At 73.0% G+C, this 25696-nt stretch carries 19 protein-coding genes; 6 read left to right on the top strand and 13 right to left on the bottom strand.

All coding sequences use genetic code 11. The features are described from left to right. The first annotated feature begins 44 nt into the window (after positions 1-44). Positions 45-713, top strand: coding sequence for an ATP-binding protein (locus FLV34_RS43240; protein WP_315985180.1), 669 nt, complete (start codon positions 45-47; stop codon positions 711-713). Positions 714-822: 109 nt separating this feature from the next. Here the strand turns inward: FLV34_RS43240 and FLV34_RS11485 are convergent, their stop codons facing one another. Together FLV34_RS11485 and FLV34_RS11480 are read right to left on the bottom strand one after the other, a co-directional pair. Continuing rightward, positions 823-1554, bottom strand: coding sequence for a dienelactone hydrolase family protein (locus FLV34_RS11485; protein WP_147943048.1), 732 nt, complete (start codon positions 1552-1554; stop codon positions 823-825). 349 nt (positions 1555-1903) lie between these two features. Further along, on the bottom strand, positions 1904-2719 hold the full coding sequence (locus FLV34_RS11480; protein ID WP_147943047.1) for a DUF998 domain-containing protein: 816 nt from the start codon (positions 2717-2719) through the stop codon (positions 1904-1906). Between the two features lie 356 nt (positions 2720-3075). Here FLV34_RS11480 and FLV34_RS11475 point away from each other — a divergent pair, with 356 nt between their 5' ends. Both FLV34_RS11475 and FLV34_RS11470 read left to right on the top strand, forming a co-directional pair. Continuing rightward, on the top strand, positions 3076-3450 hold the full coding sequence (locus FLV34_RS11475) for a YciI family protein (protein WP_142649412.1): 375 nt from the start codon (positions 3076-3078) through the stop codon (positions 3448-3450). Positions 3451-3553: 103 nt separating this feature from the next. After that, a complete protein-coding gene (locus FLV34_RS11470) occupies positions 3554-5734 on the top strand; it encodes a DUF6596 domain-containing protein (protein WP_260617375.1) in 2181 nt (726 codons plus the stop codon). On the opposite strand, the gene FLV34_RS11465 is transcribed toward FLV34_RS11470, so the two are convergent. From FLV34_RS11465 to leuA, 4 genes are all read right to left on the bottom strand, one after another. After that, positions 5664-6341, bottom strand: coding sequence for a phosphatase PAP2 family protein (locus tag FLV34_RS11465; RefSeq protein ID WP_142649413.1), 678 nt, complete (start codon positions 6339-6341; stop codon positions 5664-5666). The genes FLV34_RS11470 and FLV34_RS11465 overlap by 71 nt on opposite strands. Positions 6342-6449: 108 nt before the next feature. Then, the gene (locus tag FLV34_RS11460) at positions 6450-7772 is read right to left on the bottom strand and encodes an APC family permease (RefSeq protein ID WP_142649414.1); all 1323 of its coding nucleotides are present in this window, start codon (positions 7770-7772) and stop codon (positions 6450-6452) included. Positions 7773-7843: 71 nt separating this feature from the next. Continuing rightward, entirely contained in the window at positions 7844-10642 is a 2799-nt protein-coding gene (locus FLV34_RS11455; protein WP_142649415.1) for a LuxR family transcriptional regulator, read from the bottom strand. Positions 10643-10744: 102 nt separating this feature from the next. Then, a complete protein-coding gene (leuA, locus tag FLV34_RS11450) occupies positions 10745-12478 on the bottom strand; it encodes a 2-isopropylmalate synthase (protein ID WP_187280609.1) in 1734 nt (577 codons plus the stop codon). Positions 12479-12835: 357 nt separating this feature from the next. On the opposite strand from leuA, the gene FLV34_RS11445 reads away from it, so the two are divergent. Genes FLV34_RS11445 through FLV34_RS11435 form a run of 3 tightly spaced genes read left to right on the top strand, consistent with a single transcriptional unit; the run spans position 12836 to position 15561 of the window. Then, the gene (locus tag FLV34_RS11445) at positions 12836-13723 is read left to right on the top strand and encodes a UbiA family prenyltransferase (protein ID WP_187280608.1); all 888 of its coding nucleotides are present in this window, start codon (positions 12836-12838) and stop codon (positions 13721-13723) included. 42 nt (positions 13724-13765) lie between these two features. Beyond that, positions 13766-14854, top strand: coding sequence for a sensor histidine kinase (locus FLV34_RS11440; RefSeq protein WP_168066190.1), 1089 nt, complete (start codon positions 13766-13768; stop codon positions 14852-14854). Next, positions 14851-15561 carry a response regulator transcription factor gene (locus tag FLV34_RS11435; protein WP_147943044.1) on the top strand — a complete coding sequence of 237 codons (711 nt, stop codon included), beginning with the start codon at positions 14851-14853 and terminating at the stop codon, positions 15559-15561. The genes FLV34_RS11440 and FLV34_RS11435 overlap by 4 nt, the downstream gene beginning before the upstream one ends. 123 nt (positions 15562-15684) lie before the next feature. Here FLV34_RS11435 and FLV34_RS11430 read toward each other — a convergent pair whose 3' ends face one another. From FLV34_RS11430 to FLV34_RS11400, 7 genes are all read right to left on the bottom strand, one after another. Beyond that, complete coding sequence (locus FLV34_RS11430) at positions 15685-16647, bottom strand: aldo/keto reductase (protein WP_147943043.1); 963 nt, start codon at positions 16645-16647, stop codon at positions 15685-15687. Between the two features lie 183 nt (positions 16648-16830). Continuing rightward, complete coding sequence (locus tag FLV34_RS41360; protein ID WP_222709473.1) at positions 16831-17649, bottom strand: cupin domain-containing protein; 819 nt, start codon at positions 17647-17649, stop codon at positions 16831-16833. A gap of 13 nt (positions 17650-17662) precedes the next feature. Continuing rightward, positions 17663-18970 carry an MFS transporter gene (locus tag FLV34_RS11420; RefSeq protein ID WP_205830592.1) on the bottom strand — a complete coding sequence of 436 codons (1308 nt, stop codon included), beginning with the start codon at positions 18968-18970 and terminating at the stop codon, positions 17663-17665. Then, positions 18967-20187, bottom strand: coding sequence for an ATP-grasp domain-containing protein (locus tag FLV34_RS11415; RefSeq protein WP_147943042.1), 1221 nt, complete (start codon positions 20185-20187; stop codon positions 18967-18969). The genes FLV34_RS11420 and FLV34_RS11415 overlap by 4 nt, the downstream gene beginning before the upstream one ends. A gap of 305 nt (positions 20188-20492) precedes the next feature. After that, positions 20493-21986 carry an MFS transporter gene (locus FLV34_RS11410; protein WP_147943041.1) on the bottom strand — a complete coding sequence of 498 codons (1494 nt, stop codon included), beginning with the start codon at positions 21984-21986 and terminating at the stop codon, positions 20493-20495. A 33-nt stretch (positions 21987-22019) separates the two neighbouring features. Further along, a complete protein-coding gene (locus tag FLV34_RS11405; protein WP_142649423.1) occupies positions 22020-23498 on the bottom strand; it encodes an FAD-dependent oxidoreductase in 1479 nt (492 codons plus the stop codon). Beyond that, positions 23495-25672, bottom strand: coding sequence for a molybdopterin oxidoreductase family protein (locus tag FLV34_RS11400; RefSeq protein ID WP_147943040.1), 2178 nt, complete (start codon positions 25670-25672; stop codon positions 23495-23497). The genes FLV34_RS11405 and FLV34_RS11400 overlap by 4 nt, the downstream gene beginning before the upstream one ends. Positions 25673-25696 lie beyond the last annotated feature (24 nt).

The raw sequence follows: 25696 nt of genomic DNA, 5'->3' as shown, positions 1-25696 counted from the left end.
CGCGTCTCACACAACTGCGGCATCGAGGGTGAGGATGGGCGACCATGCGGATACTCGTGGTGGACGACGACCCGGCTGTGCGGCGGTCCCTGGAGCATGCGTTGCGCCGGGACGGCTATGACGTGTCATCCGCCGCCGATGGGGCGTCCGCCCTCGCCGAGCACGGCGTGTTCCGCCCGGACGCGGTGGTGCTCGACGTCCTCATGCCCGAACCGAACGGGCTGGAGGTGTGCCGGGCGCTGCGCACGGGCGGGCACGACACGCCGATCCTGATGCTCACAGCCCGCGACCTGGTCGTCGACCGGGTCGCGGCCCGGGCGGCGCACCGGGCCCCGCGGATCGGATTCGAGCTGACCTGCGCGCCCACTCTCGTCCACGGAGACCCCGACGCCCTGGAACGCGCCGTCGCGAACCTCGTCGACAACGCCGTGAAGTGGAGCCCGCCCGACGGCCGGATCAGGATCAGCGTCAAGGCGGGCACCCTCGAGGTCGCGGACACCGGCCCGGGGATTCCCGACAGCGATCTCGAATTCGTCTTCGACCGCTTCTACCGATCACCCGCGGCCCGCGCGCACCCTGGCTCCGGGCTGGGCCTGGCCATCGTCCGGCAGGTCGCCGAGGCTCACGGCGGTACGGCCGAAGCCGTGCCGTGTGAAAGGGGCGCGTTACTGCGGCTGACCCTGCCGACGTGTGCCGAGCAGGCGGAGCCCTAGGCACCCCCGGGGGGATGCCCAGGGAGTGCCCGGGGCTCCTTGCAGTCGGCGGAGATCGTGGGCACCCGCAGCCTCGGGCCTGCCTGAAGGTCCGAACGCCGTACAGGCGCTAACCGAGGTGCCGCGCGAAGAACCGCAGCGAGCTGCCGGTCTCGAACTCGGGGATCTCCCCATGGCCGCCGGGATTGGCGTGCAGCGTCTTGTCGGCCGGCCCCAGAGCGTCGAACAGCGCCAGGGCCCGGTCTCGCGGCACCCTGTCGTCGTCCCACTGGAGCAGGAACCGGACCGGAACGGTGACCCGGGCGGCGTCCTCGGCCAGCCCGTCCACGCCCAGCAGGCCCAGCACCGCCGCGCGGACCCGGGGCTCCGCTGCGACGAAGGGCACGCCGAGCCCGCAGCCCATCGACATGCCGAAGTAGCCCACAGGGCCGGTGCCGACGACGTCGAGCTTCTGCGCCACGGTCACGACCGCCTGCCATTCCGGCACGGCGTGACCGGCCAGGAACGTGTGCATGGTGGCGAGATGCGGGGCGACGTCCTCACCCGCGGCCATGCCGGCCCGCAATCCGGCCGCGACCCGGGCGAACTCCTCTGTTTTCGGCCGGTCGCCATGGTTGGGCGCGTCGACCGCGACCACCGCGAAGCCGCCCTCGGCGACGAAGCGGCGGGCGCGCTCCACGACGCCGGGGGCCTTCTTGTGCTGCCCGCCGCCGTGGCCCATCAGGATCAGGGGACGAGCCCCGGCGGCGCCTTCCGGTGTCCACAGCACACCGGGGATCTCGCCGAGGAAGAACTGCTGTTCGGTGACGCCGTCCGACGACGTCCGAGAAATGAAACGCAACGCGTTACACGCCTTTCGGGATGCCTTCTGCGGGCGCTCCCTAGACCATGCGACGGAGGGAGCCCCGACCTGACACAGCGTTGATCGGTCTCACCTCCTCGGGTCGCGGCAATGCACGGCGACGCAGAACGTATCACCAGACCGCGCAGAGCTCCCAGTGGTTTACACCGGGAGCTCTGCGCGGTCTCCGCGTCGGCGGGGCCGACGCGTGGCCAGGGTCAGCGCGTGGCCGGAGTCAGTGCCGGACTTTCAGCGCCGGACTGGTCAGCACGGGGCGGGTCAGCGTCGGGCCGGTCAGCACGGGGCAGGTCAGCGCGGAACTGGTCTGCGCCGGTCCGCCTCGGAGTGGTCAGCGTCGTGCGGCGTCACCCGTGAGGTCCGCGCGCTTGACGGCGGCGACCACCGAGACCCAGGCCATCGCGACGAGCACGCCGACGCACAGGGTGAGGGAACCGGCCCGCCCGCCGGACATGGCCCACCCGTTGCCCAGCAGGAGAGCCAGGCCGGCGAGCCGGGAGGCCACCGCATGCCGGGCCCGCCCGGCGCGGGTGAAGTGCCGGCCGAGCACGAAGCAGGCCGCGATGAGCGAGGTGAAGGCCACCGAGCCGGCCGCCATGTGCAGCATCGCGTGCCAGCTCATCCCGGCCGGGGCACCCAGCGGGGTGCCCGCGGGGAAGCCGTCGCCCGGGTCCATGCTGAAGACCCCGGCCGCCGCGAGTCCGGCGCCCTCGACGAGCAGCAGCCTGGGCGCCCACGTCCCTCCGGGCGTGCCGCGCATGACCCGGCGCAGTCCGATCGCCCCGGCGGCCGTCAGGACGGCGGTGATCCAGAAGTTGGCGATCTGCAGCCACCCGAGGTCGCCGGTGCTGAGCATGCTCAGCGGGTGACGGAGCAGGTCGAACCCCTCGCGGGTGAACGCCTGCGTCAGCGAGACGATCCCGAAGACGGGCGTGGTGAGCGCGGCGCAGGTGAGCAGCGCACGCGTCGATCCCGTGGAGCCCGCCGGGCTCGTGGCACCCGTCGCCCCCGCCGCGCCCGACGAGCCCGGGGTGCCCGATGCGGAGCGCCGTGCGGCCTGCCGCCCGATGAGCCGAGACGTCGGCCGAGAGGTGAGCTGAGAGGTGAGCTGGGTCGTGGGCTGGGCGGTGTCCTGCGTGGCGGTCATGGCCGTTCCCTTCTTCGGTGTCCCGGCCGGGGGTTGGCTCGTCCGGCCTTCGGTGTCCTGGCCGGGGTGGTGTCCGGCCTCGCTCACGCGTCGAACGGCGGCGGCGCGATTCGACCAACCGCGCCCGCTTCCGCCGCCCGGCCGCCCTTCAACCCCGCCCACCTGCGATAACGGTCGCGAATGCGCATTCCCTGTCACATGCGCATTCCCTGTCACATCGAGGCGTCGGCCCAGGTCACGGCGTGCCAGGATCGGAGCCTGTCGATTCCGGCCCGGCCCGTACGACGTGGAGGTGACGGCAGGGACCGGCGAACGGCCCGGCCGGCCACAGGACCAGAGAAAGAAGGAGAACGACGATGCGGTTTCTGATGACCACCAAGGGCGGCTCCCGCACCCCGGACGCGGCGATGATGGCCGAGATGGGCGCCTTCATCGAGGAGATGACCCGGGCCGGCGTGCTGCTCGCCACGGGTGGGCTGGAGCCGGGCGGGGTGCGGATGGTCTCCTCCGGGGGCGAGATCACCGTGACGGACGGCCCCTTCACGGAGGCGAAGGAGGCGATCGTCAGCTTCGCCCTGGTCGAGGCGCGCTCCCGTGAGGAGGCCGTGGAGCTGGCCCGCCGCTTCTGGAAGATCGTCGGTGACGGCGAGGGCTTGATCCAGCAGGTGTTCGGCCCCGAAGACGCCCCCGGAGACGCCCCCGGAGACGCCCCCGAGGACGGCCCCCGCTGACACCCGGAGAGCGCCGGCGAGGCCGTGACCAGGCAGGCGTCCGGCCTCCGGCGGCGTACGCGCCGGGTTGCGCGGCGGACGGGCCGATGCTGTCATCGGTCGGGTGACCTCCCTGGACGCCCATCGCGTCGTGGACGCCGTCTGGAAGATGGAGTCCGCGAGGATCGTCGCCGGTCTCGTACGGATGATCGGCGACGTCGGCCTGGCGGAGGAGCTGGCGCAGGACGCCGTTCTCACGGCGCTGGAGCAGTGGCCCGAGGCGGGCGTCCCGGACAACCCGGGCGCCTGGCTCATGGCCGTCGCCAAGCGCCGGGCCGTCGACCACCTGCGCCGGGAGGAGCGGCGCGACCGCGGGCAGGAGTTGCTCGCCCACGATCTGACCACCCGCCCCGACGAGGGTGAACGCGACGTGGACGAGGTGGTGGACGCTCTCGACGGGGAGATCGGCGACGACGTCCTCCGGCTGATGTTCGTCTCCTGTCACCCGGTGCTGTCCACCGAGGCCCGGGTCGCGCTCACGCTGCGGCTGATCGGCGGCCTGCGGACCGACGAGATCGCGCGGGCCTTCCTCGTCTCCGAGAGCGCCGTCGCGCAGCGGATCGTGCGGGCCAAGCGGGCGCTCGCCGACGCGCACGTCCCCTTCGAGGTGCCATCGGGGCCCGAGCGGGCGGCCCGGCTGTCGTCGGTGCTCGAAGTGATCTATCTCGTGTTCAACGAGGGATATTCGGCGACGGCGGGCGACGACCTGATGCGCCCGTCCCTGTGCCTGGAGGCGCTGCGCCTGGGCCGCCTCCTGGCCGATCTGGCCCCGGACGAGGCCGAAGTGCACGGCCTGGTCGCGCTGATGGAACTGCAGCAGTCGCGCTCCGCCGCGCGCACCGGCCCGTCGGGGGAGCCTGTCGTGCTGCACGAGCAGAACCGGGGGCGCTGGGACCCGCTGCTCATCCGGCGTGGCTTCGCGGCGCTGCTGCGGGCGCGGCAGGCGGGCGGCCCCCTCGGCCCGTACGTGCTGCAGGCGGCCATCGCGGCCTGCCACGCGCGGGCCGCCACCCCGGAGGAGACCGACTGGCCGCAGATCGCGGCGCTCTACGAGGCCCTCGTCAGGGTGCTGCCCACGCCGGTGGTCCAGCTCAACCGCGCGGTCGCGCTGGCCATGGCCCATGGTCCGCGCGCCGGTCTCACGCTGGTGGACACGCTGACCGGAGAACCGGCGCTCAAGGGCTATCACCTGCTGCCCGCCGTACGCGGGGACCTGCTGGCCCGGCTCGGCCGGCACGACGAAGCCCGTGCGGAGTTCGAACGCGCCGCGTCCCTCACCCGCAACACCGCCGAACGGGCGGTGCTGCTGCGCCGCGCCGCGACGTGCGCCGAGAACGCCGAACCCGCGAATTCACTGTCCGCAAGGGCCGCAGGGCGGCAGACGGCGGGCGGGGACGTCACCCTCGGCGGGGCGATGACGCTCTTCCTCACCCGGCCAGGTCTGAGCGCCGACACCGTCCGGTCCTACAACCAGACTCTGACGCGGCTGTGCCGGCACCTCGGCGAAGACGTCCCGCTGCGCGACGTGACGTCCGACCGGATCACCGAGGTCTTCGCCGCGGCGTGGGGCACGGCGGCGGGCGCGACCTGGAACCGGCACCGCGCGGCGCTGCGGTCGTTCGCCGCGTGGGCGGCCGAGCGCGGCTGGGCCGCCGCGGACCTCGCCGCCCCGCTCGACCGGCGGCCCGAACCCCGTGGCCGCACCCGCCCCATCGACCGGTCGCGCCTGGAGAGCCTGTGGGAGCGGCAGGACCTCCCGCTGCGCGAGCGCACACTCTGGCTGCTGCTGTACGAGAGCGCGGCCCCGGCGGAATGGGCGCTCTCGCTCAACGTGGAGCACCTCGACCTGCCCGGCATGCGCGGCGAGGTGAAGGCCAGGGGTCACTGGCTGCGCTGGCAGTCCGGCACGGCCGCGCTCCTTCCCCTCCTCGTCGGCGACCGCCGCCGTGGCCCGCTGTTCCTCGCCGACCGCAGGCCGGGGCCGGGCCGCATGCCGGCGGCGGCCGACCTGTGCCCCCACACGGGCCGGGGCCGCCTGTCGTACGAGCGGGCGGAGTATCTGTTCAAACGGGCCACCGCGGAGCTCGACCCGGAGGGCGGCGGCTACACCCTCCACCGCCTGCGCCACTCGCGCCTGGCCCACCTCGGCGAGGACGGCTGGTCGGCGCCGATGCTCATGTCCCTGTCCGGCCACGCCAGCGCCCGCACCCTGCACGGGTTCGTCCGGGTGGCGGGCGGCCCGTAGCCACCAGCACCGCCAGCGCCGGGCGCCGCCGCATCGCGGAGATCAGCGCGGTCGCCGGGCTCCGCAGGGCCGGCAGGACCACCGGCGCGACCAGCGCGCCGAGCAGCAGCCCCGCCGCCACGTCGTGGGGATAGTGCACGCCGACGAAGACCCGGGAGAACGCCTCCAGCAGCGCGAGCACCGGCGCCACCACCGCCACAACGCCGCGCCACAGGACGGCCGGCCCGACGGCCGCCGCCGCGGCGAACGTCGCGTGGTTGCTCGGCAGCGACCAGTCGCCGTACGGCGGGCAGGTCGCCACCGTGACCACGTCGGTGAGGTCCCAGCAGGGGCGGTGCAGCCGCAGCACGCTCTTGACGCCCTCGCTCGCGAGGTAGGCCGTCACCACCGCGACCGGTGCGAGCAGGGCGAGCGCCATCGTGCGGTCGTCCCCGCGCCGCGCCCGCCACCAGCCGAAGACGAGGAGCGCGAAGAGGATCACGGGGACGGCGTCCGTCGCGACCGCCGCCGCGTCGCGCACCCACCCGGGGGTGTGCAGGGCGAACGCCGTGATCTCCCGGTACCACTCCGCGCTGATGTCCGGAACGTCCTCGATCTGGTTCCCCACCGGTTCCCTTTCGTGCCGCTGCCCGCCGTGCCGTCCGGCCCCTAGACCCTAGAGACCGGACGGCACGGCGGGCACTCTCGGAAGGTCGCCGGTGACCCTCCACTTTCGTCAATGGTCGGGCTGCTCACCCCCGGGTACGGCCTCCTCCCTGCGGACGAACCGCGCGTACGCCAGGGCGGCGCCGCCGACCAGCAGCGGCCAGACGAGGTAGACGCCCGACGCGGCGACCAGCAGGGCGACCGCCACGAGCGCGAGCAGGGCGGCGGCCCTGGCCCGGCCGCGCGGCAGCAGCCGGATCGCGGCCGCCACGCCGATCGCGTAGACCACCACGAACGACCCGTTGGTCATCAGCACCAGCGGCCGGATGCCCGTCCCCGCCGCGTACACGACGGCGAGCGCCAGGAAGGACAGCACGGCGACGACCGTGAGGCTGCGCCGGGGCACCTCCCCCGCGACGCTGCCGCGGGACAGCCAGCCGGGCAGGGCGCCGTCGCGCCCGAGGGCGGCGCCGAGCTTGGCCGCACCGGCCCAGTACGCGTTCATCGCGCCGAGCGTCAGCAGCAGCGCGGCGGCGGCGGCCAGCAGCCGGGCGTTGCCGCCGAGGCCGAGGGCCAGCAGGTCGCCGAGGGGCGCCCGCGCACCTCCGGCGGCCGGGCCGAGGACCGCGACCGTGGCGAAGGCCACCGACAGGTACAGGACGCCGACGAGCACGACGGCCGCCGCGGCGGCCCTGGGCAGGTCCCTTGACGGCCTGCGGAAGTCGGCCGCGAGGTGCGTGATCGCCTCCCAGCCGGCGAAGCTCCACACGAGCAGGGCCGCCGCCGGGGCGATGGCCGTCCAGCCGTTCGGGGCGAACGGCCGCAGGTTGGCCAGGTCGGCGTGCGGGAGCGACAGCGCCACGGCGACGACGAGCAACGCGACGAGCAGCCCGGCCAGCCCGAGCTGGACCCGGCCGGTCACCCGCAGGCCGGAGGCGTTCGACACGGTCACGACCGCCATCAGGCCCGCCGCGGTCAGCGTCGCGGTGCCGGTTCCGCCGCCCACCGCCGCGGCGACGTACTCGCCGCCGAACAGGGCCGCGGCGGCGGCGCTCGGCGGGATCGCGAAGTAGAAGCACCAGCCGACGACGACCGCGGCCCGGTCGCCGAAGGCGAGGCGGGCGTAGGTGGAGACGCCGCCGGAGTCCGGGTGGCGCGCGCCGAGCGCGGCGAACGCCGCGGCCAGCGGGGCCGACAGCACGACCAGGCCGAGCCAGGCCAGCAGCGACGCCGGTCCGGCCGCCTGGGCGGCGAGCGCGGGCAGGGCGATGACGCCCGTGCCGAGCACCGCGCCGACGTACATCGCGGTGCCCTGGGCCGCAGTGAGACGGCCCGCCGGTGGGGCGGCCGATGTGGCGGCAGGGGTGACAGGTGTGACGCTCGTCTGAGTCATGCGCGTTCACCTTCCAGTCAGGGAAGTGGCCGGCCGGGGGTCTCCCGGCCGGCCGAGGGCGTGGAGCGGTCTCAGGCGGAGGTGCTGAACTCGAGGCTGGCGGGCAGGTCGGAGCGGCGGGTGACGTTGAGCTTGCGGTAGATCCGGGTCAGGTGCTGCTCGACCGTGCTGACCGTGATGTAGAGCTTGTCGGCGATCTCGCGGTTGGTGTATCCGACCGCGGCGAGCGCGGCCACCCGGCGCTCGGCCTCGCTGAGCGTGGACGGGCCGCTCTCCGTGCGGGGCGGCTCGGCCGGCTGCCCGGGGCTGCCCTGGGTGAGCGCGTTGACCAGCGGGATGGCCTCGCACTCCTCGGCGATCCGCTGCGCCTGCCTGGCGACCGTACGGGCGCGGCGCAGCTCCCCCACCGCCTGGTAGGCGTCGGCGAGGTCGGCCAGGGCGCGGGCCAGCTCGTACTGGTCGCCGCTCGCCTGGAGCATGTCGGCGGCGCGGCGCAGCAGCGGGGGACGCTGCCGGGGCTCGCTCGCGGCGGCGGTCAGCCGCAGGCCGGTGCCGCGGGCGCGGACCGGGCCGGGGGCGCAGCGCGCCACGTGCTCGTCCAGCAGCGGCCGGGCCCGCTCCGCGCGGCCCATGCCGATCAGCGCCTCGGCCGCGCCCGTACGCCAGGAGACCAGCCCCGGCGAGTCGAGGCTCCAGGAGCCCATCAGCTCGCCGCACGTCTGGAAGTCGCGCAGCGCCATGCCGAGGTCGCCCGTCGCGAGGTGGTAGCGGCCCCGCGCGTTCAGGTAGTGCAGGCCGTATCGGGTCTGCAGCATGGCCTCGGGCACGGGCTGGTTCACGAGCTGCACGGCCTCGTCGAGCCGGCCCATCGCGGTCACGGCCGTCAGCAGCACCGACAGCGGGGCGCCGACCGCGACCCCCCAGCTCGTCGGCGGGATGAGCCGTACGGCCGTCTGGGCGAGGCCCTCCGCGCCCTCGAGGTCGCCCTGCCGCAGGCTGATCTCGGCACGCAGCGCCGCGAGGCGGGCCTGCCTGCTGGGGGCGCGCCGGCTGGCGGCCTCCTCGAAGAACAGGTCGCACCAGGGAGCGGCCAGGTCGGGCCGCTCACCATAGATCAGCGCGAGCAGGGCGCACTCGACGGCGTCCATCGACATGTCGTCGAGGCGGGAGCTGCGCAGGATGCGCTCCACGTCGGCGAACGTCTGCGGGTGCGGGCCCTTGGTGAGCACCGACGCGAGCGCGGTGGCGGCCTCCAGCCGGCCGATGACCGGCGCGGACGGCGGCGCCTGCGTGCTCATGTCGGTGACCCTCGGGAGGTGCGCCAGGAACGGTGTGTAGGAGCAGCGCAGCCACGGCCGGGCGGCACGGATCTCGGCCACCGTCTCCGCGTCCATGATCGAGCCGATCCGGCCCAGGTGGTCGAGCACGTCGCGGGCGTCGTCGAACCTGCCGTGCCACAGCAGCGCCTTGGCCAGCACGACCGCGTCCGAGCCGCGCAGGTGGCCGCGGTGCATGGCGTCGGTGAGCTCATCGAGATGGGCGGCGGGGGCGCTGGGGTTGAGCCGCCACTCCGCCCGCACCAGCGTCGTCTTGATGGTGGCGCGGCGCTGGTCGTCGGTGCAGGCCCCGTCGGCCAGGCGCAGGTAGTCGACGGCGGGCTCGACGCGTCCCTCGCTGAGCGCCTGCCGGGCCGCCTCCTCCAGGATCGGTACGGCCCAGGGCCCCCCGTTGTGCTGGGCGGCCAGCAGGTGCTCGGCGATCACGGCGGCCGGGGCGCCCTGGCCGTAGGCCAGCTCGGCGGCCCTGCGGTGCAGGTCGGTCCGCTCGTGCCGGTCGAGGTCGGCGAGCACGGCGGCGCGCGCCTGGGGGTGGCGCAGGTGGAGGTCGGCGCCGACCAGTCCGGCGTTGTGCAGCGCGTTGAGCGCCTGGACGACGACGCCGGCGTCGAGGTCGAGCAGCCGGTCGAGGTGGCCGGGGTCGCCGGCGACGGCCAGGCCCCGGGCGACGCGGGCCGCGAGCGGATGGCCTCGGCGCAGGCACGACTGCACCGCCTGGCGATAGGCGTCGCCCGTGACGATCTCGTCGATCGCGGCGTCCGTCTCGCTCGGCGCCGGGGCTCCTCCGGCGTCGGCCGCGGCGAGGTGGTCCTCGATGAGCGCGCCCACGAGCAGCGGGTTGCCGCCGCTGACCGCGTGCCAGTCCGCGGCGAACCGCCGGGCGACGTCGTCGCCCACGATGTCGGCGGCCATGATCTCGACACCCTCGCGGGACAGGGCCGACAGCGGGAGGCGGCGGCAGTGCGGCTGGCGCAGCAGCTCGGTCTGGAACAGCGACGGGGCGTTCCACGTCTCCTCCGACTGGCTGAAGATCGCCAGGATGTGGGCGAAGCGCAGCCGGCGGGCGAGGTAGGCCAGGCAGAGCTGCGAGGCGCGGTCGGCGTGCTGGATGTCGTCCACCACGATCATGAGGGGGTGCCGCTCGGCGAGTTCGAGGAGCACCATGCACAGGGCGTGCACGATGTGGGCGTCCACCTGGTCGACGTAGTCGGCGAGCGGGTCGGCCGACATGGCGCAGCGGGCGCCCTCGCGCAGCAGGTTGCGGGTGCGCTCCTCCTCCTCGGGGGTGAGCGGCGCGTTGTGCAGGATCTGCGACAGCACGGCCAGCGCCAGTCCCGACTCCGACTGCGAGCAGGTCGCGGTCAGCGGCAGGGCGCCGTGCTCCAGCGCGTCCTCGACCAGCGTGTTGAGCAGTGCGGTCTTGCCCGTCGCGACGGGCCCGCCGACGATCGCGATCTTCCCTCTGCCGGTGACGGCGTCGGCCAGCATGTCCTCAAGGGAGGCCAACACCTCTTCCCGCTCAACCAGGGCCATAATGAGCCTCCCGAATTTCGTTCGTTTCCCGGCCGCACGGCCGGGTTTCACAATTGCCGTGACTTGCTGTTAACCTTCTATATTTGGTCTAGATTTGGCCGATCAGCCGACCAGCGTCATTCGAGCGGAAACGCTCTCGCCGGCCCGCTCCGCCGCGCCTTCCGCGTTCGATTCGCCCGCGCGGGCCAGTGCCGAGCGGACGGCCGCGAAGGACGCGGCGACCACGTCGTGGTCGAGGCCCACACCCCAGACCTGCCGTCCGTCGATCACGCACTCGGCGTAGACCGCGACCTCCCGGTCCTCCGCGCTGCCGGCCGCGGCCTCCACGCCGGTGCGGTGGACCATCTGCACGTCCACGTTCCAGACCGCCAGCCGGGCGCCCAGGGTGCGGATCGCGTCGGCCCGCGACCCGGCGATGTCGAAGCGCGCGCCGTCGATGTAGAGCGTGGTCTGCAGCGGCCGTCCGCCGAGCCCGAGCGGCACGGTGATCTCGGTCCGCGACAGGTACTCCTGGTCGAACAGGTCGCGCACGACGGCCGGGGTGATCTCGCCGCCCGTGCCGTCCGCGTGGGCCTGCACGACGCGGGCGAACTCCGCCTGCAGGCTCTTGGGCAGGTTCAGCCCGTGCCAGGCGCTCAGGATGTAGGCCACGCCGCCCTTGCCCGACTGGCTGTTGATGCGCACCACGGCCTCGTACGTGCGGCCGACGTCCTTGGGGTCGATCGGCAGGTACGGCATGCGCCACGGCAGGTCGTCGACGCTGACGCCGGCCTCGGCGGCCTCCACGGCCAGTGCGTCGAAGCCCTTCTTGATGGCGTCCTGGTGGGAGCCGGAGAAGGCGGTGTAGACGAGGTCGCCGCCGTACGGGTGGCGGGGGCTGACCTGCATCTCGTTGCAGTATTCGACCGTGCGCCGGATCTCGGTGATGTCGGAGAAGTCGATGCCGGGGTCGACCCCGTGCGTGTACATGTTCAGGCCGAGCGTGACCAGGCAGACGTTGCCGGCCCGCTCGCCGTTGCCGAACAGGCAGCCCTCGATCCGCTGGGCGCCGGCCAGCAGGGCCAGCTCGGAGGCGGCCACGCCGGTGCCCCGGTCGTTGTGCGGGTGGATCGACAGGCAGACGTGCTCGCGGCGCGACAGGTTGCGGTCGAGCCACTCGATCTGGTCGGCGAAGACGTGCGGGAGCGACCGCTCCACCGTCGTCGGGAAGTTGAGGATGATCTCCCGGCCCTCCTCCGGCTGCCAGACGTCCATGACCGCCTCGCAGACCTCGAGGGCGAACTCGGGCTCGGTCTCGTTGAACAGCTCCGGCGAATACTGGAACCCCAGGTCGCAGTCGCCCAGGGTGGCCTCGGCGTACTTCATCATCAGGCGGGTGCCCTCGACGGCGAGGTCGCGGCACTCGTCACGCGTCATGCCGAAGACCACCCGGCGGAAGAGCGGGGCCGTCGCGTTGTAGAGGTGGATGTTGGCCCGGGGCGCGCCGGCCAGGCTCTCCACGGTCCGCCGGATCAGCTCGTCGCGCGCCTGCACCAGGACCGAGATCCGCACGTCGTCGGGGATCCGGTCCTGCTCGATCAGCATGCGCACGAAGTCGTGGTCGTCCTGGCTCGCGACCGGGAACCCGACCTCGATCTCCTTGTAACCCATCCGTACGAGCAGGTCGAACATCGCGAGCTTGCGCTCCGGGCTCATCGGGTTGACGAGCGACTGGTTGCCGTCGCGCAGGTCGGTGGACAGCCATCGCGGGGCGGCCTCGATCGTCCGGTCCGGCCAGCGCCGGTCCGCCAGGCGGACGGGGGTGAAGGCCGAGTAACGGGAAGGAGAGCTGCTCATGAGGAATTCCTTTCTCATCCGGCGACTTGCCACCGAATTCGCGACCGACCGTTTATCCGAAAGCTGTCCGCGAATCGCGTCTACTTCCTTCCGGAAGCCCGTCCAAATTGCCGGTGATTCGCTGACCGGTACGCTGCCGAAGCTACAAGCGCCCTGGTCAAGGGGCAAGAGAGAAGCAACTAGAGTGCGCCCCGGATCACCCGTACGATCGGTAGGGGTATCGAAAGTTGTAGTCCCGGTACAACCTCCCGGGCAGCCCTCTTAACGACCCCCTGAATCGGACACATACTCCGGGACATGTCGATCAGCAGAGCAGCATTCCCGGCCATTTCGATTTCGCCTTTCCGAATCCTCGGAATGTGTCTGACCGAGGCGCGCCCGTCCGTTCTGGCGATCTTCTTCCTGCGGTTCGCCGCCGGCGCGGCCCTGGACGCCGGGCTCGCCCCCGCCGACCCGTTCCGCCTCGTGGCGGGGGCCCTGGTGTGGCAGTTCGCGATCTTCTTCGTCTACCTGTTCAACGGCGTGATGGACGTGCGGGAGGACCGTGTCAACGGCTCGCGCCGGCCGATCGCGCGCGGCGACCTCGACCCCGCCCAGGCCCGGGTCATCGCCTGGGCCGCCGCCGCGGCCGCCCTGCTCGGCGCGCTGCTGCTCGGCGGGCCGATGATCTGGCTGGTCACGGCGGTGCTCGTGCTCGGCTACCTCTACTCGGCGCCGCCCTTCCAGTTGAAGAAGTGGTCCAGCGCCACGGCGGTGATCGGCGGGGGGGCCGGGGTGCTCTCCTACTGCGCCGGCTACACCTCGTGCGGGGCCGGCCCCTCCGGGCGGGAGGCGATCGCGCTGCCCGCGTTCGCCGTCGCGGCCTCGCTGTGGATGGGTCTGGTCGGCTCGCCGGCGAAGGACCTGCCCGACATCGCGGGCGACCGCTCCGCCGGGCGCGTGACGTTCGCGGTGAGCCGCGGAGAATGGCCGGTCAGGCTGCTGCTGTCGGCGGTCGCCGCGTCTGTCGCGCTCGCTTTCTGCGCGGTCGCGCTGCTGTTGCGAGTGCCACTCGGCTTCGCGCCCGTCGCGATGCTCACCGGCGCCTCACTGCTCGTCGTGGTGACGCTTACTCCGCTTTCCCAGGGGTCCCGGATGCGCCGCCGCCTGCCGTACCGGGCGTTCATGACAACGCAATACGCCGTGCATTTGGCCGTCCTTCTCCCACTGGTGTCACAATTCTTATTGTCTGGGCGTGCGGCTTAGTCCAGGATGGAGGCACTCGTCCGCTTCCTCTCGGAGGGTCCATTGGCGGGAGACGGAGAACTCGGACCGGCGGTCCCGGACTTCGAGGCATTCCTTGAAGCGCATCGCTCCGAGATTCTGGAAGCGTACGCACGGAACCTCGCGGCCCTGGACAGCCCGATCAGCCGCGACCCGATCGCGCTGCGGCAGGCGATGGCGAACGCGGAGCAGATCCTCGACGACGTGGCGGAGACGCTGCGGGCCGGCACCATCAAGGTGGGCGACTCCCACAAGATGATCGCGTGGGAGGTGGGTGCGACCAGGGCGGCGAGCGGGGTCCACCCGGACGAGTCGCTCCGCGCGGCGTCGGTATGGTTCCAGGCGGTCGTGACCTGCCTGATGGAGCGGATGCCCGGCGACGCCGAGTCGATGCGGCTGCTCACGCTGGTCGTCCTCGGGCTGGAACGCAGCATCACGACCCGGATCAGGGAGGCGTCGGCCAGCTACTCCAGCTTTCTGCTCGACAAGGTCCACGAGGCCCAGGTCGAGGAGCGCCGCCGGATCGCCAGGGAGCTGCACGACCGGCTCGGGCACGGCCTCAGCGTCGCCCACCGGCAACTGGAGCTGTACGATCTGCACCGGGCGACCAAGCCGGCGACGGCGACCGCCAAAGTGGAGACCGCCCACCAGGCCATCCTGGAGACCATGCAGAACCTGCGTGCGGTCACCAGCGAACTGCACCCGCAGGAGCCGCTCAACAGCCTCGAGAAGGCCCTGCTGTACTACCTCGAGACCGTGGACATGGACGAGGTGGACATCCGGCTGCGGGTCAGCGGGGACGAGACATGGGCCTCCCCCACGGTGCGCGACGAGTCCTTCCTCATCCTGCGTGAGGCGACGAGGAACGCGCTCAACCACGGCAACCCCACCAAGGTGCTGATCCGGGTCGCCTTCGCCCCTCACGAGCTGCGGGCGTCGGTGGAGGACAACGGACTGGGCTTCGACGAAGGAGGCCGCCGCTCCGACGGGGTGGGCCTGATGTCGATGCAGGAACGGGCCGCGATCATCGGAGGGACGACCACCATCACCAGCAGGCCGGGCCACGGCACGCACGTCGAGCTGTACGTGCCCTTCTCGGGGCTAGGCACATGAGCGAATCGGACAAAATGATCAGCATCGCCATCATCGACGACCACGCGCTGTTCAGGGAGGGTCTACGCGAGATCCTGGAGACCCAGGAGGACTTCGAGGTCGTCGGCGAAGCGGGCGACTCCGAGGGAGCGGTGGCCCTGGTCGAGCGGGAGCACCCCGACGTGGTCCTCCTCGACGTCGAGATCCCCGGCGACGACGCCACGCAGACCGTGACCCGCATGCGCGCGATCTCGCCCGAGTCGCAGATCATCATCCTCAGCATGTACGACGGCCCGCAGCTGCTGAGCCGGCTGCTGTCGGCGGGCATCCGCGGCTACCTGCTCAAGAGCGTGCACCGCCAGGAGCTGATCTCGGCCGTCAGGAGCGTCAGGGACGAGCCCGACCGGCTCGTGCTCGCCGTCTCGCGCGACTCCTTCGCCCAGGGGCAGGGGGGCGGATCGAAGGTGGTGCTGACCGACAGGGAGCGGGAGATCCTCGAACTCGCCGCCCAGGCGCTGAGCAACTACCAGATCGCCACCCGGCTCACGCTCACCGAGGCGACGATCAAGAGGCACCTGCACAACATCTTCACCAAGCTCGGCGCGGTCTCCCGGATCGACGCGGTCAACAAGGCGCTCGCCGCCTCGCTCATCTCGCCGCGCCGCGACCAGCCCGCGCCCCGCCCCCGTCCGAACACCCCCGTACGGGGACAGCGCTCGTTCCCCTGAGTCTTTGAACCCCTGAGCCTCTGAACCCCTGAGTCCCTGAGCCTCTGAGCCCCTGCGCCACGGCCCCCGCCGCGGCCCCGGCAGGGGGTGACCTGTCCCTGAGGTGAGCTGACAGGGGCGAGCTCACTCCTCCCGCAGCGGATACGTCCCTGCGAGGCGGGCCTTGACCGGCTCGGGCAGCAGGATGCCGGTCGCGGTGAGGTTCATCTCCAGATGGACCAGGTCGCGCGTGCTCGGCACCGGAACGATGTCGTCGCCGCGCGCCAGCAGCCAGGCGATGGCCAGCCGCCCGATGCCGATGTCCATGTCGGCCGCCACCCCCTGGGCGTCGCGCAGCCGCTGCAGCTCCGCCTCCAGGTTCTCCTGGGAGAAACGCGGGTCGAGGCGGCGTACGTCTCCGGGGCCGAGCTGCACCGGCGAGGTGATCCGGCCGGTCAGGAAGCCCCGGCCGAGCGGCCGGCCGGCGACGACGCCCATCCCCAGCTCGCGCGCCACCGGCAGCACCTCCAGCTCCGCCCGGCGCTGCCACAGGGAGTACTCCACTGCGACGGCGGCGACGGGCCGCGCCGCGTGCGCGCGCCGCAACCGGTTTCCGTCGACGCCGCGAACGCCGATGTGCGCGATCTTCCCCGCGTCCTGGAGGCGGCCGGCCACGCCCATCGTCTCCTCGATCGGCGCGCCGGTGGCGCCGGGGTCCACCACGAACAGGTCGATCTGCTCCATCCCCAGGCGGGCCAGAGACGCGTCGCAGGCGCGGCCGAGGTCCTCGGGGCGGGACACGTGGTCTCGCCCCTCCCAGTGGCCGGCGCCGGTCCGTCCGGCCGCGCGGCCGTATCCGGGGCCATGGGGCGCCGCCGCGATCAGGGCCTCGTCGCGCCGGTGGGCGACGGCCTTGCCCACCAGGCGCTCGGCCTCGCCGTCGGCGTCGATCAGGTCGATCAGCGACACGCCGCCGTCGAGCGCGCGCATGACGACCCGCATCGCCTCATCGTGGTCGACCGGGCCGTACGCGCCGGTCAGCGCGGTGCAGCCGAGCCCGAGGCTCGTGGAGACCAGGCCCTGCCCGCCGAGGTTCACGCGTCGCATGACGCCGCCCGCGTGCCGGGTCGCGGTGACAGATTGATTGGTTTGGATATCGCTTGGTCATTCACGTGGACACCGTTGAAAATAATGGAGATTCGAGAAAGTCGATGATGCACCGGATACCACTCATATTGCGCGAGGCGGATTTTCCGCCCCCAGTTTTCCCTATCACTGCGACCGACCGCATCACAAATCCGGCACACCATCATGCAGATATGACGGCAATTCGGCCACGGAGCCGCCGAACACGACGAAGCGGCTGGCGAGGCGGCCCGTGTGGGGGTTGCGGGCTCCGTGCCGGACGCCCGGCGGCGCGAAGACGCCGTCGCCCGGCCCCAGCTCCACCCACCGGTCGTGCAGGTAGAACTGCCCCTCACCCTCGAAGACGAAGTACACGGTCTCGCTCTCCTCGTGCTGACGCACCCCGAGCGTCTCGCCCGGCAGCATGATCCCGCAACGCAGGCAGAGCCCCGCGCGACCGGCTCCCGGCCGGAACAGCACGCTCGCCACGGGCGGGGTCAGCCAGGTCTCGCCGTTCCAGAGCGAGCGGAACCGGGCCGGGCCCGCGGCGCCCGTGCCGCCTGAGGACGGCACGGCGCTCCAGACGTAGACGGTCATCTCCCGGTCGCCGGCCGACAGGGAGTAGGGGCTGCCCACGGGCGAATACAACGCCGAGGCGGCGCGCATCCGGCTGATCTCGTAGCCCACGGTGCCGACGCCCGCGCCGGCCAGCACGACCGCGACCTGCTCGGCCGCCGCCGCGCCGGGCGGCGACCACTGGCGGCCCGCGGGGATGCGGACCGCCTCGACCGTGGAGTGCCACGCGCCGATGTGCGGGCCGGCCACCGGGCTCACCCAGCAGTCGCCGTGCCGCCGATACTCCAGCTCCGCGCCCCGCAGCACCACGCCGGTCTCCTGCCGGGTCTCCTGCCGGGTCTCCTGCCGGGTGTCCTGCCGGGTGTCCTGCCGGGTCTCCTGCACGGCCTCTCGGACGGTGAGATTCATGGCGTCTCCCTGGTCACGCCCGCGCGAGCTGTTCGGCACGGGCGGCGGGGCGGGTGAGGATCGCGTGGTACTGCCAGATGATCACCAGGCCGAAGACGCCGTACATCGCGGCCATGCCCCACGGGGGAAGGACCGAGCCGATCGTGATGCACAGCGACGCGACCACCAGGGCCACCCGGATGTTGAGGTTGTAGACCGCCATGTAGCGGGTGCGGGACGCGGCCGGCACCATGTCGGCGAGCAGCGCCTGCCGCACCGGCACGTCCATCAGTTCGCCGATGGTGAGCACCAGCGCGGCCACGAGCAGCACCCAGCCGGTGTCGCTGACGGCCAGCACCATGTATCCGGCGGCGAACAGCCCCGCTCCGGCGTACAGCCGGACCCGGTCGGGCACCCGGCGCAGCACGACGTGGGCGACGAGCGCGAGCGCCACGACCAGCACGGTGTTCTCCGCGCGGAGGATGCCGAGCATCTCCACGCCGTCCACGCGGATCGACCACGAGCCGATCGACAGCAGGTCCTGCGCCGGCAGATCTCTGGCCAGCCGTACGCCGATGTAGTTGATCAGTTGCAGCTCGATGGACATGAACAGTGTGGCGGCGATCAGCAGCCGGCCGAAGGCCCGGTCCTGGAGCACCAGCCGGTAGCCGTTGGCGAAGTCCCGCAGGATCGACCCGCGCGGCCCGCTCTCCCCCGGCCCGCTCTCCCCCGGCCCGGTCGGCTCGGTGTCCTCGGGCTTGGTCTCCGCGATGAAGAAGTACGTCGCCGCGGCGATCGCGACCGTGCCCGTGGCCGCCAGGGCCAGCAGCAGCGTGAAGTGGCCGTTGTAGAGGAAGCCGCCGAGCAGCGCGCCGACGGCCAGCGCGAGGTTGATCGACCAGTAGTTGATCGTGTAGACGAGCTTGCGGCTCTCGGGGGTCGTGACGTCGAGGATCATCGCGTCGTTCGCCGGCATCGCGAAGCTCGCGGCGAACTTGTTGACGAGGTAGCCGCAGTAGACGATCGCCGGGTTGTGCCAGGAGGGCGAGTCGGCGACCGCCATGAGCGCGAACGTCAGGCAGACGCCGGTCTCGCCGAGCAGCAGCGTGCGCCGCCGCCCGCGGGCGTCGGACATGTGCCCGCCCGCCAGCGTGCCCACGACGCCGAGCACCATGACGGTCACGACCAGCACGCCCGCGACCGCCACGCCGTACTCGAAGGCGAGATAGATGGCCATGAACGACATGACCATCGAGTCGAGCAGGCGCTGCAGGAAGCCGACCGCGATGCGGATGCGCAGGTTGGGATGAAGCACTGCCGGGTGGAGTGCGGCCAGGTTCACGACGTCACACCCGCTCCGACGGGCTCGCCCGCCTCGACCCGGACGAGCGAGTGGACGTGCCGCGCCCGCGCGACGGCCTGCTCCTCGGTCTCCCCGGTCACGACGACGAAGCCGTGGCGGGTGCGCCAGTCCACCGTCTCCGGGATCCGGTCGCCCGGCCGGAACGGGAACTCCAGCATGTCGACGTAGTCGAGCGCCCTGGCCTCCTCCACGCCGGAGACGGCGCGGACCTCGCCGGGGGTCAGGCTGAAGTAGGAGATGTGGGCGACCGCACGGCGCTCCACCGTGCCCGGCGCCTTTCCGCCGAGGATCCGGAACACGGCCCGCTCGATGTCGAGCCCGGTGGCGAGCTGCACCAGGCGCGGGATCTGGTCGCCGCCGAGCCGCGCCTGTGACTCGACGATCCGGGGACCGGCCGCGGTCCAGATGATCTCGGTGTGGGCCGGGCCGGTCTGGTATCCGGTCAGCCGCAGCATCTCGATCGTCAGCTCGGCCATCGCCTCGGTGTCCGGCCCGGCGGGCGCGGGGTGCACGTGCCCGGCCTCCACGAACAGCGGCGGCGGGCCGAGCACCTTGCGGGTGACGCCCACCACCTGGTGGCGGCCGTGGTCGCTGAGCGACTCCACGCTGAATTCGGGGCCGCGCAGATACTCCTCCACCAGCACCGGGCCGGCGTAGCCGTACGAGTCGAGCAGCGCGCCCCACTCGGCGACCTGGCCGGGCTCGCGCAGCAGGTAGACGCCCCGGCTGCCGGCCAGCTCCGTCGGCTTGACGACCACGGGCAGCTCGAAGCCGTCGAGCAGGGCGGGCACGTCCTGCCAGCGCGCCGCGTGGGCGAAGCGCACCGGCGACAGGCCGTGCCCGGCGAGCAGCCACCGGAGCTGGAGCTTGTCGTTGAGCAGTTCGATCGAGCGTGCGGGGTTGACCGCCTTGCCGAGGTCCTCCGCGATGCGGTAGGTCGCGAGCATGCTCTCCTCGGCGCCGATGTGGTAGACGAAATCGGGGTCGAAGTCGCGCACCGCCTGCCGTACGGTCCGGTCGAACGCGACGGGGTCGGAGAAGTCCGTCAGCACGAAGGCGTCGGCCAGGTCGGCGATGCCGGCCAGGTAGTCCGGCGTCTGCAGGGTGGGATCCCAGACCGCGCAGATCCGGTGCCCCTCCTCACGGGCCTTGATGACGAACGCCCGGTAGGGCATGACCATGACGAGGTCGCTCACCGGGTCCCTCCCTTCTTTCTCCTGGATGCGGGTGATCAGCGGTCAGTAGGGCAGCCGGCGGCCCGACGGGGTGCGCAGGTCGGGCGCGGCGTTCGACTGGGGCTTCCTGGTCGGCTTGCCGACTTGAATGCGACGTGCCATCGAAATCCCTCCACATCCCTGGTGAACCGTTTCGCGTGCCCTCTGACCAGCACGCTGGCACGCGCCCATGGCCGCCACAACGGCCGCGCACCCTAATGACCAGGCCGGATGACGTAAGGGGCAGACGGCCTACAACTTTGGTTACGCCGGGGTGCTACGAAAATTCACACCCGGGCGTAGGCGAAGCTCGGCGCGCGGCTCGGCCCGCGCCGCAGGTAGGTCCACCACGTGAGCCCGGCGAGCAGCACGTAGGAACCGACGAAGATCCACAGGGCGGGCAGCGACCAGCCCGCGTGCTCCTGTGCGACACGAGCCGCCGCGGCGCCGGTCACGCCCTTCATCGCGCTCGCCGCGTCGGTGCTCGCCACGCGGAACACCTGCTGGATCAGGAACCCGCCGAACGCGCCGATCGCCCCGGCGATGCCGATCACGGCCGCCGCCTTGCGCTTGTAGTCCGGCGCGGTCGCCGCCGGGTCGAGGCCGCGCCTGGCCGCCTCCCTGCGCCCCAGCTCGCCGAAGATCACCGGGATCATCCGGTACGTCGAGCCGTTGCCCACCCCGGAGCAGGCGAAGACCACCAGGTAGGAGCAGAAGAACAGGCCGAAGTCGTGGCGGATGACCCCGCCCGCCGCCGCGACCGTCGCCACCACCATCCCGGCGAAGACGGCCAGCGTGACCCGGGCCCCGCCGTACCGGTCGGACAGCCTGCCCCCGAAGGGCCGGGCGACGGAGCCGACCAGCGCCCCGACGAAGCCCAGCCCGGCGAGGTAGTCGCGGATGAACGGATGCTGCGCCAGGAACTCCGGGAACGTCGTCCTGATCACCAGCGGCAGCGCGAAGGAGAACCCGATGAACGAGCCGAACGTGCCGATGTAGAGCAGCGACACGATCCAGGTCTGCCCGTGCCGCAGCGCCGCGGCGTACGACCGGGGGTCGGCCTTGGCCTCGGCCAGGCTGTCCATGAACAACCAGGCGCCGAGCGCGGCGACCACGATGAACGGCATCCAGATGAGCCCGGCGTACGCGAGGTGGACCTGTGTGCCCGACGCCGCCACGGGCACGCCCGCGACGACCACCAGCGGCACCAGGAGCTGGACGACCGCGACGCCGAGGTTGCCGCCGGCCGCGTTGAGGCCGAGCGCGAAGCCCTTGCGCCGCTCCGGATAGAAGAACGAGATGTTCGCCATCGAGGAGGAGAAGTTGCCGCCGCCGACGCCCGCCGTGGCGGAGCAGGCGAGCAGGACCCAGAACGTCGTGTCGTGGTCCTGCGCGGCCAGCCACCCGCTCGGCACGACGAACGCCAGCAGCGCCGACGGCACCAGCAGCAGCGCCGCCGATATCACCGTCCACAACCGGCCGCCGAGGCGCGGCACCGCGAACGTGTACGGGATCCGGATCGCCGAGCCGACCAGGTTGGGCACGGAGACGAGCCAGAACGACTCCGACACGCTCATCGGCAGCCCGGCGGCGGGCAGGCTCAGCACCACCACCGACCACAGCACCCAGATAGCGAAGCCCAGGTGCTCGGTGAACACCGAGAAGATCAGGTTGCGCCGGGCCACCCGGCGGCCGGTGGTCTCCCAGAACTCCTCGTCCTCCGGGTTCCAGTGTTCGATCCAGCCGCGGCCGCGCCGGGCGGCCGCCGTCGTTTCGCTCATGCGGGTCTCCTTGTCAGCGTGGTCGTAGGGATCTCATTGGGCATGCGCCACCCCCGCGGCGTCCTCCTTGTCGGCCCGGGCGAGCCAGCGGGCGATGCCGCAGACCGTGTCGGTGCAGGTGCCGCAGCCGGTGGTCGCCCGGGTGGCCGAGGCGAGGGCGGTCAGGTCGCGGGCTCCGGACCGCCACGCGGCGACCAGCGTGTTCTTGCTGACCGCGTTGCAGCGGCACACGACGCTCGTCCCCGGCAGCGCCGCCGCGTCCGTGCCGCCGGGCGCCCCGCCCTCGCCGTACGGCATGGCCCGGCCGAGCAGCAGCGCGAGCCGGTCGGGCGGCACGGGCAGGCCGCGGTCGTAGAACTGGGTGATCGTGGCGGCTGCGTCGGGCACGCCGAGCGCGATGGCCCCCGCGACCCGCTCGTCGCGGACGACGAGCTTGGCGTAGCGGCCCCGGGCCGGCTCGCTGAGCCACAGCACCTCGGCGCGCGGGTCGTCCGGCCCGGCGTGCACGTCGCCGAGCGAGGCCAGGTCCACCCCGCTCGCCTTGAGCCGGGTCACCACCTTCGTGCCGCGGTAGGGCGAGCGCGTGCCGGTGAGCAGCGCGGCCAGCGCGGCGGCCTGCTCCCAGGCGGGCTGCACCAGGCCGGGCACCGTGCCGGGATGCCGGGCGCAGTCGCCGATGGCGTGGATCAGCGGGTCGTTCGTGCGCAGGTCGTCGTCCACCAGCACGCCGCCGTCGACGGCGAGCCCGGCCGCCGACGCCTGCGCGGTCTGCGGGCGGACCCCCGCCGCCACGACGACGAGGTCGGCCTCGACCAGCCGTCCGTCGTCCAGCTTCAGCCCGTCGCCGGGCAGATAGCGGGCCGCGCGCGAGTTCACCAGCACCCGCACGCCGAGGCCGCGCAGGACCTGGGCGAGCACCTCGCCCGCGCCGTCGTCGAGCTGGCGCTCCATCAGGTGGCGGCGCGGATGGACGACGGTGACCGCGTTGCCGCGCTCGGCCAGGCCGCGCGCCGCCTCCAGGCCGAGCAGGCCGCCGCCGAGCACGGCCACCCGCACGCCGCCGCGGGTTCCGGCGGTGATCGCGGCGCAGTCGTCCAGCGTGCGGAACGTGGCCACGCCGGGGGCGAGACCGCCGTCGTCGCCGGTCAGCCCCTCCACCGGCGGCACCCACGCACGCGCGCCGGTCGCCAGCACGAGCACGTCGTAGCCGATCCGTGTGCCGTCGTCGAGCGTGACACCGCGCCCCTCGCGGTCGATCGAGACGACCTCGCGGCCCCGATGCACCTCCACGCCGTGCGCGGCGGCCCAGCCCTCGTCCTGCAGCCGCACCGACGCCGGGGACATCGCGCCCGCCAGCACGTTCGACAGCAGGACCCGGTTGTACGGCGGGTGCGGCTCGTCGCCGATCGCGACGATGGCGACGCGCTCTCCCGCCGGATCACGGCGGCGGATCTCCTCCGCCAGCCGGGCGCCGGCCATGCCATAGCCGGCGATCACGACCCTGGTAGTCACTGCGCCTCCCGTTCGCCCGCCGGCGTCAGCCGTACGGCGCAGACCTTGAATTCGGGCATCCGGCTGACGGGATCGAGCGCCGGATTCGTCACGAGGTTGGCGCGCTGGGCGCCCGGGAAGTGGAACGGCAGGAAGACCACGTCGGGCCGCATCGACGGCACGCAGCGCACCGGGACGACGACCCGCCCGCGCCTGCCGACGACCGCCGCCGCCGCGCCGTCGCTCAGCCCGGCCCGCCGCGCGGTGTCCGGGTGCACCTCGACGTACGCCTCGGGCACGGCCGCGCGCAGCTCCTCCACACGCCGGGTCTGCGCGCCCGACTGGTAGTGCTGGAGCACCCGCCCGGTGATCGCGTACAGGGGGAACTCCTCGTCCGGCGGCTCGGCCGGCCCCTTGTGGTCCACCGCGGCGAACCTGGCCCGCCCGTCGGGGTGGGCGAACCGGTCCAGGAACAGCCGCGGCGTCCCCGGATGCCCCGGCTTGTCGTGCTCCGGCTTGTCGTGCCCCGGCTTGTCGCGCTCCGGCTGCCCGTGCTCGGGCCGCCGGGGGACGGGCCAGTGGAGCCGCTCCCCTGCGCGCAGCCGGTCCCAGGTCACGCCCGAATAGTCGGCGGGGCCGCCCTCCGACGCCGCCCGCAGCTCGGTGAAGACCGTCTCGGGGGCGGCGGGGAAGCGCTCGGGCGGCTGCCCGAGCAGTACGGCCAGGTCGTGCAGGACCTCCAGGTCGGTGCGCACCCCGGGCGGCGGGGCCAGCGCGCGGCGGCGCAGCAGCACGCGTCCTTCGAGGTTGGTCAGCGTGCCGTCCTCCTCGGCCCACTGCGTGATGGGCAGGACCACGTCGGCCATCCGGGCCGTCTCCGACAGCACGATGTCGGAGACCACGAGCAGGTCGAGCGCGGCCAGCCGGTCGGCCACCCGGGCCGAGTGCGGCGCCGACACGGCCGGGTTGCTGCCGAACACCAGCAGCGCGGACGGGCCGCCGCCGGTGCCGAGCGCGTCGAGCAGCTCGAACGCCGAGCGCCCCGGGCCGGGCAGCGCGGACGGCTCGATCCCCCACACCCGTGCCACGTGCGCGCGGGCCGCCGGATCGTCGATCTTCCGGTAGCCGGGAAGCTGGTCGGCCTTCTGCCCGTGCTCGCGCCCGCCCTGGCCGTTGCCCTGGCCGGTCAGGCAGCCCCAGCCCGAGCCGCGGCGGCCGGGCAGGCCCAGCGCGAGCGCCAGGTTGATCCAGGCCCCGGCCGTGTCCACGCCCGTGGCGTGCTGCTCCACCCCCCTGGCGGTCAGCACGTACGCGCTCGCGGCCTCGGACAGCATCGCGGCGGCCCTGCGCTGGTCGGCGGCGGCGACGCCGGTCACCCGCTCGACCCGCTCGGGCCACCAGGCGGCGGCCACCCGCCAGGTCTCCTCGAAGCCGGTCGTCCGCTCGGCGACGTACGCGTGGTCGAGCCGGCCGCCGGCCACGGCGGCGTGGAGGATGCCGAGCGCCAGCGCGAGGTCGGTGCCCGGGGCCGGCGCGAGGTGCAGCGCCGCACGCTCGGCCGTCGGGGTGCGCCGGGGATCGACCACGATCAGCCCCCCGGCGTCCATGGCGCGGCGCAGGTGGGACAGGAACGGCGGCATCGTCTCGGCCGGGTTGGCCCCGGCGAGCAGCACCGCGTCCGCGCCCTCCAGGTCGGTCAGGGGGAACGGCAGCCCCCGGTCGAGGCCGAAGGCGCGGTGCGCCGCGGCCGCCGCCGACGACATGCAGAACCTGCCGTTGTAGTCGACCTGCGAGGTGCCGAGCGCCACCCGGGCGAACTTGCCGAGCAGGTAGGCCTTCTCGTTGGTGAGTCCGCCGCCGCCGAAGACCGCGACGGCGTCGGGTCCGCGCTCCGCGGAGATCTCCTTGATCCTGCGGGCGACGAGGCCGAGCGCCTCGTCCCAGCTCGCCGGGCGCAGGGTGCCGCCGTCCCGGACGAGCGGCGTGGTGAGCCGGGCCGGCGAGCCGAGCAGGGCCGCGGAGGTCCAGCCCTTCTGGCACAGTCCGCCCGCGGACGGGTCGCGGGGCCGCACCCGCACCGAGGCGCGGCCCGCCGGGCTGAGAGTCATCCCGCACTGCAACGCACAATACGGACAGTGAGTGTCAACGGCGCCGACGTCGGCGTCCGCCAGGCGCGTGCTCGTCGCCGCGCGCATCGCTCCACCTCCTCGACCGGCACT

This window comes from Microbispora sp. CSR-4 (genome assembly GCF_008033685.1).
GTDB lineage: Bacteria > Actinomycetota > Actinomycetes > Streptosporangiales > Streptosporangiaceae > Microbispora.
Note: the sequence above shows the minus strand (reverse complement) of the source record. Positions and strands in the feature narration are given on the sequence as shown.